We start from the raw sequence: 13,843 nt of genomic DNA on the forward strand, positions 1-13,843 counted from the left end.
TAAGGCGCCCAACTGATTTGCGTGCTCCCCCCGAACTCTGTGCGTGCAAACCGCAAAAAACCCGAACCGGAACTCTTAGATGCTGTTTGACTATATTAGCCTCGCAGGCGGATTGGTTGTGCTGATTATTGCCGGCGATGTCTTGGTCAGGGGCTCTGTTGGGGTTGCGCAGCGGCTTGGCATTCCAAATCTGGTGATCGGTCTGACGATCGTGGCGTTCGGCACATCCGCACCGGAACTCGTCATTTCCCTCAAGGCCGCCCTGGAAGATGCAGGCGGAATTGCCATCGGCAACGTCATCGGTTCGAACATTGCCAACGTCCTTCTGGTCCTCGGCATGCCGGCGCTGATAGCCGCAACCCCTTGTGGGGAAGATGGCGCAACACGCAATGCCATGTTTATGGTTGCCGTCACGCTTGTGTTCATCGGTCTTTGCTTCTTTACACCAATCGGCCTCTACGCCGGTCTGGTGCTTCTGGTCCTTCTTGCCCTCTTTCTCGGCGCGTCGACGATCACCGCGCGCCGCCATCGCAAAGAACAAAAGGCAATCACTGCATCGGCTGCGGGCGCGGCGGTCGCTGACGCGGAAATCGACACGGACGACACGTTGGATGATGTCGAAGATGTTCCCGATTCCGTCTGGATTGCCCTCGTCTATATCGCGCTCGGTCTGGTCGGACTTCCCCTCGGCGCGCATTTCACCATTTCAGGTGCGACCGACATCGCCTCCCATTGGGGTGTGAGCGAAGCCGTGATCGGCCTCACGGTCATTGCCCTCGGCACCTCTCTCCCGGAATTGGCCACAACAGTCATGGCCGCGGTCCGCCAGCACGGTGCGGTCGCCATCGGAAACGTCATCGGTTCAAATATTTTCAACCTGCTCGCGATCATTGGCATCACGGCGGTCGTCGTGCCGATCGATGTTCCGCCGGAAGTGCTGAAACTCGATATCTGGGTGATGCTGGCCTGTGCGATCCTGCTGACCATCCTTGCGGCTTGCCGGATCTGCCTCGGCAAGATCTCGGGACTGGCGATGACGGCAGCCTATTTTCTCTACATAACAACGGTCTATCTGCTCGGGAATGTCAGCTGATCGCTCCCGGTGAAACGGCGTGACAGAAGCTCTCTCGAGAGCCCCTTCCCCAAACAGGTGATTGCGCTTAAATACCTGTCATGCAGGACCCTTCCGATTCCCGAATAGACGCTGAAGACGACGGCGCGCAAACAGCGACGCCCGCGCCGAGGGGCGTCGATGTCATTGCCAACGAGGTCAAGCGTTTGCCCAACGGTCCGGGCGTCTACCGGATGTTGGATGAAAACGGTGAAGTGCTTTACGTCGGCAAGGCCAGAAGCCTCAAGAAACGGGTTACCAGCTACACCCGGCTTCAGGGTCAGTCGAACAGGATCATGCGCATGATCCTGGCGACGGCAGCGATGGAATTTGTCGTTACCAAGACAGAACCGGAAGCGCTCCTGCTGGAAGCCAATCTGATCAAGCGCCTCAGGCCGCGTTTCAACGTTCTGCTCAGAGACGACAAATCATTTCCGTACATTCTTGTAACGGGCGATCACGAGTCCCCGGCAATCGTGAAGCACCGTGGTGCGCGGAAACGCAAAGGCGAGTATTTCGGTCCGTTTGCATCCGCAGGTGCCGTCGACAGAACGATCAACGCGCTTCAGAAGGCCTTTCTGATCAGAACCTGTTCCGACAGCTACTATGAGAACCGCTCGCGTCCTTGCCTCCAGTATCAGATCAAGAGATGCGCGGGCCCCTGCACCGGTGAAATCGACCCCGAGGACTACGCGGGTCTGGTCTCCGAAGCCAAGGCTTTCTTGTCCGGGCGCAGCCAGCTGATCAAGAAACAGCTCGCGCAACAGATGGAAGCCGCGTCCGCCGACCTGGAGTTCGAACGTGCCGCTATCTACCGCGACAGGCTGTCGGCCTTGTCGCATGTTCAGGCGCATCAGGGCATCAACCCGCAATCCGTTCAGGAAGCTGATGTGTTTGCCGTTCATCAGGAAGGCGGTCAGACCTGTGTTCAGGTCTTCTTCTTTCGGACCGGTCAGAACTGGGGCAACCGCGCCTACTTTCCAAAGGCCGACAAGTCGCTCGACGAGGCGGAGGTTCTGGAGAGTTTCCTTGCCCAGTTCTATGACGACAAACCCGCCCCTAAGCAGATCCTGCTGACGCACGCACTGGCGGAACAGGATCTCTTGTCCGAGGCCTTGAGCGAAAGGACCGGCCGCAAGGTCGACGTGAGCGTACCTAAGCGCGGGGAAAAGAAAGAGCTGGTCGACCATGCGCTCACCAATGCGCGGGAAGCGCTCGGGCGCCGGCTCGCCGAAACCTCAAGCCAGGCCCGCCTCTTGAAAGGTGTCGGAGAGGCATTCGACTTACCGGCGGTGCCGCGCCGGATCGAGGTCTACGACAACTCCCACATCATGGGGACGAATGCCGTGGGCGGCATGATCGTTGCGGGAATTGAAGGTTTCGCAAAGGGCCAATACCGCAAGTTTAACATCAAGTCGGAAGACCTTGTTCCCGGCGACGACTACGGCATGATGCGTGAGGTTCTGACGCGGCGCTTTTCGCGCCTTTTGAAAGAAAACGCGCGCGACGAAAAACCCGCTGCGAGCGCTGAAGCGCACGAGGTGTCGGAGGAGAGCGCAGGTGAAGATACATCTGCAGCCATATCATCCGACATGCCGGCCTGGCCTGATCTCGTGCTGATTGACGGCGGACAGGGCCAACTCACAGCGGCAAGAGAAACGCTTGAAACGCTCGGCATTACCGATGTGCCGCTGGTTGGAATTGCAAAAGGGCCTGATAGGGATGCGGGACGTGAGAAGTTCTTCATCCCCGGAAGACAGTCCTTCATGCTGCCGGAACGCGATCCGGTGCTTTACTTCGTTCAGCGTCTGCGCGATGAGGCACACCGGTTTGCAATCGGAAGCCACAGGGCGCGGCGCAAGAAAGACATCGTCAAGAACCCTCTTGACGAAATCGCCGGTGTGGGCCCAACACGCAAAAAGGCACTTTTGCGCCATTTCGGCACTGCCAAAGCCGTTTCCAAGGCAGGTGTTGATGACCTTGCAGCCGTCCCGGGCATCTCGGAAGCCATCGCGAAGCTTGTTTACGATCATTTTCATGAATAGCGCGATTGATGGGCCAGATCGGTTTACGCCGCACACACCCTGGAAAATCTATGCTATGGCAGGTGCAATAGCTCTTACCTGATTTGTTGCATGCTCGCCTTTGTCACCCGTCCAATCCGGCAACTTTTTCCAACACTTGCCTCGCTCGTGTGCTGGTGCGGGTCGCTTGGTGCGCTTGGGTTCTGCCTCTTGGGCCTTTCGGCATTTGCTGCGCCGGACTTCTGGTTCACCGATAACATGAGCTTCTTCCTGCGGCAGTTTCTTGGCGCCGGTCTGCTCGGCTGCACCGCCGGAGCTCTCGGGCTCTTGATGCCGCACAGGCTGCGTCTGATCTACAGGACGGTCTGGTTTTTCGCGCTTCTCGCGTTTCTTGCGCTTGGTGGTCTGACGGTAGCAAGAACGCTTGAAAACACTGCAGCAATTGATGCCCATGCACCCGGCACCAGGACGATCAAGGTCGCTTCGATCAACGTCGAACGTATGTTTCTTGGCGACAAACGCCTGACCAGCTTTCTCGAAAAGGAGCAGCCGGACATCATCGTGATCCAGGAAGCCCTGTGGGGACTGCAGGTGCGTCGCTGGGAAAGACTGGAGCGCCCGGTCGGAGGGCTCGGTGAAACCGGCTATCCGGATCATGTCGAAGTCGGCGCTTCCGAAAGTCTCGTGGTCTATTCGGCTTTCCCAATCCAAAGGGAGCGCTCGACGATCGTCCCCGGCGAACTCCATGATACCGCAAGCGTTATTCACGATCCGGACAGGGAATTGCTGCTGGTCAGGTTGGACACGGGTAAAACATCCCTCAATCTTCTGTCGGTTCACCCGGACAGCCCGAGAAATCACGTTCGCTGGCTCAACAAGCGCCAGTATTTCGATAAGGCGGACGAAATCATCGGGAATTTGAGTGAAACCGGAAACGGTCCACTCCTTGTAATCGGCGACTGGAACAGCGCGCCCTGGTCAGCACGCTTCCAGCGGACACTTTCAAGAAACGGGCTGAAGACCGCCTATCCCGGTGGATGGCCCAGAACAACACGGTTTTTCTTCGACTACCGCCTCCACTGGATCCTCGGCTCCCCTGTCGACCAGTTTGCGGTTTCTGATGACATCAAGATCCTCGGTGTCAGGACGGGGCCGGATATAGGTTCCGATCATTTGCCCTTGATCGTCGACCTTCAGCTGCCTGTTCATTAAGCGAATTGAGTATTGCCTGTGACTTAGCTTCAAAAGTGTTTGAGCCGGGCGCTGCTATTCGAAAAACTGCACCCGATCCAACACCGATTCTTCGACTGTCAGAATGGCCAAGCTTTATTTCAACTACTCCTCAATGAATGCCGGCAAGTCGACTGTGCTTTTGCAGGCGGCCTACAACTACCGGGAACGCGGCATGAATGCGCTTCTGCTCATCGCCGCCTTCGATGATAGGGGCGGCAAGGGCCGCATCGCGTCCAGGATCGGGTTGGCCGCCGATGCCGATATCTTCACAGCTGAAGACAATGTCTTCGATCACATAAAGTCCGCGCATGAACAGACGCAGGTCGACGCGGTCCTGGTTGATGAAGCGCAGTTCCTAACGGAAGAACAGGCCTGGCAACTGGCAAATGTCGCTGACCAGTTGCGCATACCGGTGATGTGCTTCGGCTTGCGAACCGATTTTCAGGGAAAACTCTTTCCCGGAAGCGCCACCCTCCTCGCGATCGCTGACAACCTGAAAGAAATCAAGACGATCTGCTGGTGCGGCCGCAAAGCCACCATGGTTGCGCGTCTCGATGCCAACGGGCGCATTGTGGAAGAAGGCGATCAGGTCGTCATCGGCGGCAACGAAACCTACGTATCCTTGTGCCGCAAACACTGGAGCCGCCGCGAGCTCGCCTGACACCCATGCAGCTGCAACCCGACAGCTATCTGATCAAGCAACAGTCTTTCCTTGATGCGGCACCTCCCGCCGCCTAAAAAGATTCTCAAGCCGTACCGTTCTTGTGCGGCAAGTTTCGAAGTACCGGATGGCCGAAAGGCCGACGCACAAACAAAGTCTTTGGGAGGAAATGATGAAAAGAACGGTTCTTACACTGGCCCTCGCGGTTGCGGCCGGGCTCGGCTCCGGCCTGGCGGCAGCGGAAACCCGCATCACCTACAAATCCGCCAAATCGACATCATCTTACTATCAGATGGCGGTTCAGATCGCGGAGGCCATGAAGGCCGGATCCGACGGTGACATCATCGTCACGGTGGAAGAAAGCCAAGGCTCCGTGCAAAACGTCATGGAAGCAAGAGCCCGTGGCGGTGACTATGTGTTCACGACGCCGCCGGTACTGGTCAAGCTCGCCCAGGGCGGCAAGGCAATGTTCGAGGGCAAGTCCGATCCCAAGTTCGACGAGATCAGGGCGCTCTTCCCGATCCCCTCGCTGACGATGCACTTTGTGATGTCGGAAGATAGCGGCGTTACCGATTTTGCCGGGATGGAAGGCAAGACCATTCTTTTGGGCAAGGGTTCGTTCGGAGCCAGAGAAGGCGAAAAATATCTCAAGCTGTTCGGTCTGGAAGGCAAGGTTGAATTGGCGGAAGTCGAGCTTTCCAACGCGGTCGCAGCGCTTAAGAATGGGCAGATCGACGGATTTGTTACAGCCGGATCATTTCCGGCACCCAATGTGATTGAGGCCGCTGCTTCAACGGGCGTAAAGGTTATCTCTCTAAGCGATGATCAGATCGCCGAGACCAAACGCACGCGCCTTGTCATTCCTGGCGGAACTTATGCCGGTCAGACCGAGGACATCGTCACCACTTCACTGCCTGTTGTCGCCTTCACGACCACGGCAATGAGCGACGACGCGGCCTATGAACTCACCAAAACCTATTGGGAACAGAAAGCTGCAATGGGCGACGCAGCGCCGTGGTGGAATGGTGTCGACAAGGGCCTCATGAGCAACATCACCGGCAAGATCCATCCTGGCGCCATCCGCTATTACCAGGAAGCGGGTTATGAGCTGACACCCGAGCAGCAGTAAACAGTCGTTCAAACCTTGCCGGTCGCCGCGCACGCGGTGATCCCGACTTTTCCTAAAAACCCGCATCACCGTATCGGCGGTGATGCGGTTCTCCGTTTCATACGCCCGTTCCGCACACAAAGGACGATGTCTTGAGACCCCTGATCATTACGGCGGCCTTGTGCCTTGTGGCGTTTCATCTCGCGTTGATCTTCTCGGGCCTTGTGCCCAATCTCATCAGCCGTCCCCTGCACCTTGCGCTCGCGCTTCCCTGGATCATGATCGCCGCGCAGCAGGGCATGCTTGCGCGCACCAGCGGCATCATCCTGACGGTTCTTGGTGTCGGCGCTTGCGTTTGGGTGGCGGTTTCACACAATCAGCTTTCCGACCAATACGGTTTCCTCGAAGGGTCTTATCAACTCGTCATAGCGGTGATCCTTCTTGTTGTTGTTCTGGAAGCCGCCAGACGGGCGATCGGCGTCCCGTTACCGCTCGTCGCGCTGCTGGCATTGCTCTATGGCCTGTTCGGCCAGCACATTCCCGGAGAGTTCGGCCATTCGGGCACGCCGCTTGCCAGCTTCCTCGGCACTTTGACGATTGCCGAAGGCGGTATTTGGGGCAGTCTGACCGGCGTTTCGGTCAATGTGGTCGCTATTTTTGTGATTTTCGGTGCCGTCCTCAATGCGGGCGAAGCCGGCCAGGGGTTCATGAACATTGCGTCGGCCGCTGCCGGAAGGCTGAAGGGGGGAGCTGCCAAAGTCTCCGTCCTGTCGTCGGCGCTTTTCGGCTCCATATCCGGATCGGCTTCCGCCAACGTGGCCTCAACGGGTGCCATCACGCTTCCCGCCATGACCCGGCTCGGCTATCCCAAGCGCCTTGCCGGTGCCGTCGAGGCCGTCGCCTCCTCAGGTGGCCAGATCATGCCGCCACTCATGGGCGCCGGTGCCTTCGTGATGGTGGAACTGACAGGTGTTCCGTATACCTCCATCATGGCAGCCGCGGTTCTGCCCGCGATCCTGTACTTCCTGGCCGTCTGGATCGGCGTCAATGCCTATGCAGCTCATCACGATCTTGCCGGGATTGACGAGAAGGACCGGCCATCGGGCCGGGACGTCCTGATAACCTCATGCTTCTTCCTGGTGCCATTCACGGTTCTGCTGATCGGAATGTTCTGGATAAAGTTCACACCGCAATATTCGGCATCCATGGCCATTCTTGCCGGGTTCCTTCTACTGTTTTTCAACGCAAGGGGCATTTGCACCTTGCCCGAAGCGCTGTCGCGCATTGAGCGTGCGCTCCTCACGGCTGCGCGGCAGGTCTCGATCATTGCCGCAATTATCGTCTGTGCCTCCATTATTATCGGTGTCCTGTCGATTACCGGTCTAGGCGTGAAAATCACGTCGCTGATTTTGTCGGGCTCGGGTGGGCTGCTCTGGCCTTCGCTGTTTCTCACCGCCCTCGCCTGCCTCGTCCTGGGAATGGAAGTCCCCACGACTGCTGCCTACGTCATTTGCGTGTCGGTCGCCGGTCCGGCGCTCATTCAACTGGGACTGGAGCCCCTGCAGGCACATCTCTTCGTTTTCTGGTTTGCGCTGTTGTCGACGATCACACCGCCGGTCTGCGGTGCCGTGTTCATTGCGGCGGGCATGATCAACGAAAACTGGTTGAAGGTTGCCCTGACCGCGATGGCGCTGGGGATCGGGCTCTACATCATCCCGCTCGCCATGATCGCCAACCCTCAATTGATCATGCTGGAAAGCAACCCGGGAGGCGCTGTCATCGCCGCGCTGCAGACCGGGCTCGGTCTGGGCCTGGTCTCCTACGCGATCATCGGCTTCAGGAACCCGGCAACGCGCCTGCTCACCGGTTCGATTGGTCTTGCGGTCATCTTCTGGCGCCTGATGTTAAGCTGAATCGATTTCTCCTGCCCTCTTGAAGCCCTCTTCGACGCCCCGTAAAAGGAAGAAAACAGGCAAGGAGTGAGCGTCATGCTCGGCAAGATGTTCAAATCCCTCTTCGGCGGCTCCGGGGAAGGACAGGCAAAGGCCGCGTCAAAGACCACAGCGGTCGAGCACGAAGGCTATCAGATAATCGCCGAACCGCAGTCGTCGGGTGGGCAATGGCAGGTCGCAGGCCGGATCGAAAAGCAGATCGGCGAAGAGACCAAGATTCACCGGTTCATCCGCGCCGATATCATGCCGGGCGAGGCAGAAGCGGCCAACGAGATGATCCGCAAGGCCAAAATGATGATTGACCAGCAAGGTGATGCAATATTCGATTGAGACAAGCAGTGCCCTGATGCTAGTCGGGAAAGGCATGCGACACACTTTGGGACTTCGGACACCCGGCAAGACCGGGAACCGGTTCTCCTGGCGTGATTGTCCGGATGGGTCCGATATCTGAAAGCCGATATGAAACGAAACGTTGCTCTGAGCCTGCCCAATCTCCTGACGTATGGGCGCATTCTGGCGGTGCCGGCTGTTGCGGTCTGCTTTTATTTCGAAGGCAACACGCCGCGCTGGATCGCGCTGGGTCTTTTCATAGTTGCGGCGATTACAGACTTTTTTGACGGCTATCTGGCGCGGGCCTGGCAGCAGCAATCCGCGCTCGGGCGCATGCTCGACCCGATCGCCGACAAGTTGCTTGTCTCGGTAAGCCTGCTTATGCTTGCCGCCGTCGGCACCATCGGTGGCTGGTCCCTGGTGGCAGCGATCATTATCCTGTGCCGCGAAATCCTGGTGTCGGGACTGCGGGAATTTCTGGCAGAACTTCAGGTCAGTGTTCCGGTGACCAAGCTGGCGAAATGGAAGACGACGGTTCAGCTCGTGGCAATTGCCTTTCTGCTTGCCGGTCCGGCCGGCGACACCGTCTTCGAATACACAACCCTGACCGGATTGGTCGCGCTTTGGCTCGCGGCCATACTTACTCTATATACAGGCTATGATTACTTCCGCGCCGGAATAGGTCATCTCATCACCGAATGAACGCGCGGGATTGGCGGCCGTGCAGCCGCGTTATCGAGAGGTATCATGAATATTCGCTATTTTGCCTGGGTCCGTGAGCGCGTTGGCGTTGAAGAAGAAACGATCGATCTTCCAGGTAGTGTGAAAACCGTTGCCGACCTGATCACGCATCTGAAAGGGATCGACGAGTATCACGCCGCCGCGTTTGAAGAAGAAGACGCAATCCGGGTTGCGCTGGATCAGGTGCACGTGGAAACGGATGAGGAAATCGGCAACGCGCGCGAAGCAGCGTTTTTTCCCCCAATGACAGGCGGCTGAAAGTGCAGGTAGAAGCGAAGGTCAAGGTTCAGCTGGAAGACTTTGATGTGCAGGAGGAGTCCACCCGGCTGACATCAAGCCGGCGTGATGTCGGTGCGCTGGTCAGCTTCACCGGCCTGTGCCGCGATGAAGCGGGCACGCTGAGCGCCTTGGAGCTGGAGCATTATCCGGGCATGGCAGAGGCGGAGTTGTCTCGCATTGCCGGCGAGGCCATCGAGCGTTGGCCGTTGACCGGACTGACTGTCATTCACAGATACGGCAAGATCCCGCCCGGCGACAACATTGTGCTTGTCGTCGCAGCCTCTTCCCATCGCCGCGCCGCCTTCGAGGCCGCTGACTTCCTCATGGACTACCTGAAGACACGCGCGCCGTTCTGGAAAAAAGAACACCTCGTTGAGGGTGGAACGGGCAATTGGGTGGAAGCCAAGGCCGGAGATGACAAGGACGCGGCACGCTGGACCTGAGCCGGTTGAGGGCATAGACTGAAAGTCTCCTTCTCCGGTTGCCGTGCCGATTTTCTCTTTCTCTGCTGCGGCTTATCGGCGGCTCACATCAATAAACTGGTTCCGATCCCGTGAAACAAGACATCGATGCTACCGATGCTGCCATAACCGAGTCGTCTGCCGGACCATCCCGGACAGGCGGCGAGATCCTGCAGGAACCGGGTATTCCATTCGCCGAGTTTGTCGCGATCATCGCCATGATCATGGCGCTCAACGCGATGGCCATCGATATCATGCTGCCGGCGCTGCCTGCGATCGGCGATGCGCTGAACATCATTGAGGAAAACAATCGCCAGCTGATACTGACTTCGTATCTGGCCGGTTTTGGCGGCGCGCAACTGTTCTTCGGCCCTCTTACCGACGCGCTCGGCCGCCGCAAAGTGCTCATTGGCGGACTGGTTCTCTACAGCCTTGCGAGCATCGCCGCAATATTCGCCACAGATCTGGAAACGCTTCTGATCGCCCGTGTTCTTCAAGGGGTCGGCTGTGCCGGGGCGCGCGTGTCCGCGTTGTCCGTTGTCCGTGACTGCTATACCGGCCGGAGCATGGGCAAGGTCATGTCGCTGGTCATGATGGTCTTCATGGCCGTCCCGGTGATTGCCCCGTCCGTCGGCCAGGTGGTTCTCCTTGTCGCCGGCTGGCACTGGATCTTCGCGTTCTTGCTGTTTTCCGGGATGGCTGTTCTGGTCTGGTCGATGCTGCGACTGCCTGAAACGCTTGCTCCCGATCGGCGCCGGCCTGTCGAGATTTCCGAAATCTACAATGCCTACGGAACCGCACTCAAGACGCGTGTGTGCGTCGGCTATGCGGTGGCAACTGCATTTATCTTTGCCGGGCTCTTTGCGTTTCTTGCCATGTCACAACAGATCTTCGTGGACATATTCGGCCTTGGAAACCTGTTTCCCGTCGTCTTCGCATCGATCGCGATTGCGATGGCAGTCTCCTCTTTCACCAATGCACAACTGGTGGAAGCGATGGGCATGCGTCGCCTGTCGCATGCCGCACTCCTGGTCTACACACTGTTCGGTTTCGCGATCTTTGCCGTTTCGGCACTAGGCCTCGAAAGCCTCGCTTCCTTTTTCATTCTGACGACGATCGTCATGATGTGCTTCGGCTTCGTCGGTGCGAATTTCAACGCCATGGCAATGGAACCGCTCGGCAAGATTGCCGGAACGGCTGCGTCCGTAATCGGCTTCATCACCACATTGGGCGGTGCTCTGTTGGGGCATATCATGGGACAGTTTTTCGACGGCACCACCGAACCGCTTGGACTTGCCTTTGCGATCTATGGCCTTGCCGCTATCGGCTGCGTTCTGTTTGCAGAACGGGGCCGCATGTTTCACGCGCTTCACGATAGCCCCGCACCCGGGCGCTAAACCTGTAAGCAAAAAAAGCGGGCACAGGCCCGCTTCACTTCTTGAAAAACACGCGACCGCTTGTCAGCCGGCAGCCGCTTTCAAGGCAGGCGCTTCCGGACGCACGGCGGCATCATAGTCCTTCATAAGCGTTTCGATGATGTCCCCGACAACGAATTTTTTGCCGGCAATTTCCGAGACAGGCGTCACTTCTGCGGCTGTTCCGGTAACAAAGCACTGCTCGAACCCGTCGAGTTCGTCAGGCATGATCACGCGCTCAATGACCTCGATCCCGCGGTCCCGGGCTAGTCCGATGACGGTGCGGCGCGTAATTCCATCCAGAAAACAATCCGGTGTCGGCGTATGGATCTGACCGTCCTTGATGAAAAAGACATTGGCGCCGGTGCATTCCGCGACCTGGCCGCGCCAGTCGAGCATGAGTGCATCCGTGTAGCCCTTGGATTCAGCTGTGTGCTTGGAAATCGTGCAGATCATGTAAAGGCCGGCGGCCTTGGCCTTGAATGGAGCGGTTTGCGGATCGGGTCGGCGGTATTCGGCCATATCCAGGCGGATACCCTTGAGGCGTTCCTCGGGCTTGAAGTAACTTGGCCATTCCCAGGCGGCGATGGCCAGGTGAATGGTATTGTGCTGCGCCGATATGCCCATCATTTCGCTGCCGCGCCAGGCGACCGGACGGATATAGGCATCGGCGAGTTTCATACGCGCCAGCGTCTCGTCCTTGGCAGCATTTATCTGGTCTGCAGTCCAGGGGATCTCAAATCCGAGTGTCCGGGCCGATTCAAGCAGCCGCTCGGTGTGCTCTTCCGACTTGAAGATCCGGCCCCCATAGGCGCGTTCACCTTCAAACACACTGCTGCCGTAATGCAAACCGTGGCTTAGGACATGAAGTTTCGCGTCCGACCAAGGCACGAATTCGCCGTCATACCAGATGTCGCCGCTCAGCTGATCAAAAGGCACTCCCGCCATTTTCCGTCTCCCGCCCGCTCTTTGAGCGATTATTGATTTCTTGCAACAGACGCGAATAACGCCAAAGACTTGCGCCTGTTTCGCTGCTGTATCTTTTGCACAGCAAGCCAACTATCGGTATCCTGATGGCCACAGCAGCGTTGAACGGATTCGTTTATCATCCGATGCTTAATAATGCATCATTGAGACCGATCATTTCGTGCGCGGCTGCCGACAAGTAACAATCGACCAGAATTAAGTCAATATGACTGACGTAAATTTCAAACCGGCAATTTCTCCAGGTCCCCGGGACAGCGATATTGCACAAGGCAACCAGGCTCGAAATGACGACGAGGGATCTGTGCCCTACGATCTGATCGAGCTCCTGTTTTTTGCCTACAAGGATTTCACCGGCGACCCCGATGATGTGCTGGCGAAATTCGAGTTCGGGCGGGCGCACCACCGGGTCCTGCACTTCGTGGAGCGAAACCCGGGCATCATGGTGACCGACCTGCTCGGTATTCTTCGCATCACCAAGCAAAGTCTCGGCCGGGTTTTGAAACAGCTCGTCGACGCCGGCATCATTGAACAGCGTGAGGGTCTGAACGACAGACGCCAGCGTCTGCTTTATACGACGGACCGTGGCCACACTCTTGCTGAAAACCTGGCACGCATGCAGCAAAAGCGCCTTGAACGCGCCCTAATTGGATTGCCAGATGGCAGCGAGGAAATCGTGCGGCAGTTTTTGTTGCACATGATCGACCCCGAAGCGCGCATGGATATCCTGAAACTTGTCAGAAGCCCATTTCCTCTGAAGGACTGATCCACGGCGAGCGAACCAGGAAATAGCTGACCACATGAAAGTTCAGGTGCCCGACGATAACGCCAATCACATCCTTCTTGTAGATGACGACAAGCGGATCAGGGACCTTCTTTCCAGGCTCTTAAAGGAAAACGGCTATCGGGTGTCCACCGCCGCCAATTCAGCGGATGCGCGCAGATGCCTGTCCGGTCTGGAATTCGACCTGATCATTCTGGACGTGATGATGCCGGGAGAAACCGGTCTTGAGCTAGCCAAGTCGCTGCGCGAGGAGTCCGAGGTGCCTATCCTTATGCTGACTGCCAGGTCGGAAGCCACCGACCGCATCGCAGGCCTTGAGGTCGGTGTTGATGACTACCTTCCCAAACCCTTTGAACCGCGCGAACTGATGCTCCGAATGGCCGCCATTCTCCGGCGGGGAAACAGCCAGCCGGTGATCGTCACCGAGGAGATCAGGTTCGGCCCGTTTTCGTTTAACAGCTCCAGAGGCGAGCTCAAGAATGGCGACAGCCTTGTGCGACTGACGGACCGGGAAAAACAGATCCTTTCCATTTTTGCCGAACAGCCCGGTGCAACGGTTCCAAGGCACAAGATCGTCGGTGGGGAAAGCGGCCTCGGAGAGCGGACCGTGGATGTCCAGATCAACCGTCTCCGGCGCAAGATAGAAACCGATCCCGGCAATCCGATTTATCTGCAGACCGTTCGTGGCATCGGCTACCGGTTGGCGTGTGACTGAAACTGCGGCTTATGGCGAATACTGACATCCTGTTCCGGAAACTTT

General features: G+C 57.6%; 14 protein-coding genes. 13 read left to right on the forward strand and 1 reads right to left on the reverse strand.

Annotation, left to right across the window (positions count from 1 at the left end; all coding sequences use genetic code 11):
* The first annotated feature begins 79 nt into the window (after nucleotides 1–79).
* From ABVF61_RS06595 to ABVF61_RS06645, 11 genes are all read left to right on the forward strand, one after another.
* On the forward strand, nucleotides 80–1,093 hold the full coding sequence (locus tag ABVF61_RS06595) for a calcium/sodium antiporter (protein WP_353992723.1): 1,014 nt from the start codon (nucleotides 80–82) through the stop codon (nucleotides 1,091–1,093).
* Between the two features lie 80 nt (nucleotides 1,094–1,173).
* Nucleotides 1,174–3,156 (forward strand): excinuclease ABC subunit UvrC, encoded by a 1,983-nt coding sequence (uvrC, locus tag ABVF61_RS06600; RefSeq protein WP_353992724.1) that lies wholly within the window; start codon nucleotides 1,174–1,176, stop codon nucleotides 3,154–3,156.
* 90 nt (nucleotides 3,157–3,246) lie between these two features.
* Nucleotides 3,247–4,347 (forward strand): endonuclease/exonuclease/phosphatase family protein, encoded by a 1,101-nt coding sequence (locus ABVF61_RS06605; RefSeq protein ID WP_353992725.1) that lies wholly within the window; start codon nucleotides 3,247–3,249, stop codon nucleotides 4,345–4,347.
* 103 nt (nucleotides 4,348–4,450) lie between these two features.
* Complete coding sequence (locus ABVF61_RS06610; RefSeq protein ID WP_353992726.1) at nucleotides 4,451–5,029, forward strand: thymidine kinase; 579 nt, start codon at nucleotides 4,451–4,453, stop codon at nucleotides 5,027–5,029.
* Between the two features lie 172 nt (nucleotides 5,030–5,201).
* On the forward strand, nucleotides 5,202–6,158 hold the full coding sequence (locus ABVF61_RS06615) for a TAXI family TRAP transporter solute-binding subunit (RefSeq protein ID WP_353992727.1): 957 nt from the start codon (nucleotides 5,202–5,204) through the stop codon (nucleotides 6,156–6,158).
* A 131-nt stretch (nucleotides 6,159–6,289) separates the two neighbouring features.
* Complete coding sequence (locus ABVF61_RS06620; RefSeq protein WP_353992728.1) at nucleotides 6,290–8,050, forward strand: TRAP transporter permease; 1,761 nt, start codon at nucleotides 6,290–6,292, stop codon at nucleotides 8,048–8,050.
* Nucleotides 8,051–8,125: 75 nt separating this feature from the next.
* Nucleotides 8,126–8,419, forward strand: a complete 294-nt coding sequence (locus ABVF61_RS06625; protein ID WP_353992729.1) for an HlyU family transcriptional regulator — start codon at nucleotides 8,126–8,128, stop codon at nucleotides 8,417–8,419.
* A gap of 129 nt (nucleotides 8,420–8,548) precedes the next feature.
* Entirely contained in the window at nucleotides 8,549–9,121 is a 573-nt protein-coding gene (gene pgsA / locus ABVF61_RS06630; protein WP_353992730.1) for a CDP-diacylglycerol--glycerol-3-phosphate 3-phosphatidyltransferase, read from the forward strand.
* A 45-nt stretch (nucleotides 9,122–9,166) separates the two neighbouring features.
* Entirely contained in the window at nucleotides 9,167–9,418 is a 252-nt protein-coding gene (gene moaD / locus ABVF61_RS06635; protein ID WP_353992731.1) for a molybdopterin converting factor subunit 1, read from the forward strand.
* Nucleotides 9,415–9,882 carry a molybdenum cofactor biosynthesis protein MoaE gene (locus ABVF61_RS06640; protein WP_502949949.1) on the forward strand — a complete coding sequence of 156 codons (468 nt, stop codon included), beginning with the start codon at nucleotides 9,415–9,417 and terminating at the stop codon, nucleotides 9,880–9,882. The genes moaD and ABVF61_RS06640 overlap by 4 nt, the downstream gene beginning before the upstream one ends.
* Before the next feature lie 110 nt (nucleotides 9,883–9,992).
* Nucleotides 9,993–11,297, forward strand: a complete 1,305-nt coding sequence (locus tag ABVF61_RS06645) for a multidrug effflux MFS transporter (protein WP_353992733.1) — start codon at nucleotides 9,993–9,995, stop codon at nucleotides 11,295–11,297.
* Between the two features lie 63 nt (nucleotides 11,298–11,360).
* Here the strand turns inward: ABVF61_RS06645 and ABVF61_RS06650 are convergent, their stop codons facing one another.
* Entirely contained in the window at nucleotides 11,361–12,263 is a 903-nt protein-coding gene (locus ABVF61_RS06650) for a branched-chain amino acid aminotransferase (RefSeq protein WP_353992734.1), read from the reverse strand.
* A 244-nt stretch (nucleotides 12,264–12,507) separates the two neighbouring features.
* Between ABVF61_RS06650 and ABVF61_RS06655 the strand changes: the two genes are divergently transcribed.
* Nucleotides 12,508–13,065, forward strand: a complete 558-nt coding sequence (locus ABVF61_RS06655) for a MarR family winged helix-turn-helix transcriptional regulator (RefSeq protein WP_353992735.1) — start codon at nucleotides 12,508–12,510, stop codon at nucleotides 13,063–13,065.
* 34 nt (nucleotides 13,066–13,099) lie between these two features.
* The gene (locus tag ABVF61_RS06660; protein WP_353992736.1) at nucleotides 13,100–13,798 is read left to right on the forward strand and encodes a response regulator; all 699 of its coding nucleotides are present in this window, start codon (nucleotides 13,100–13,102) and stop codon (nucleotides 13,796–13,798) included.
* Nucleotides 13,799–13,843 lie beyond the last annotated feature (45 nt).

The organism is Roseibium sp. HPY-6, from assembly GCF_040530035.1.
Taxonomy (GTDB): domain Bacteria; phylum Pseudomonadota; class Alphaproteobacteria; order Rhizobiales; family Stappiaceae; genus Roseibium.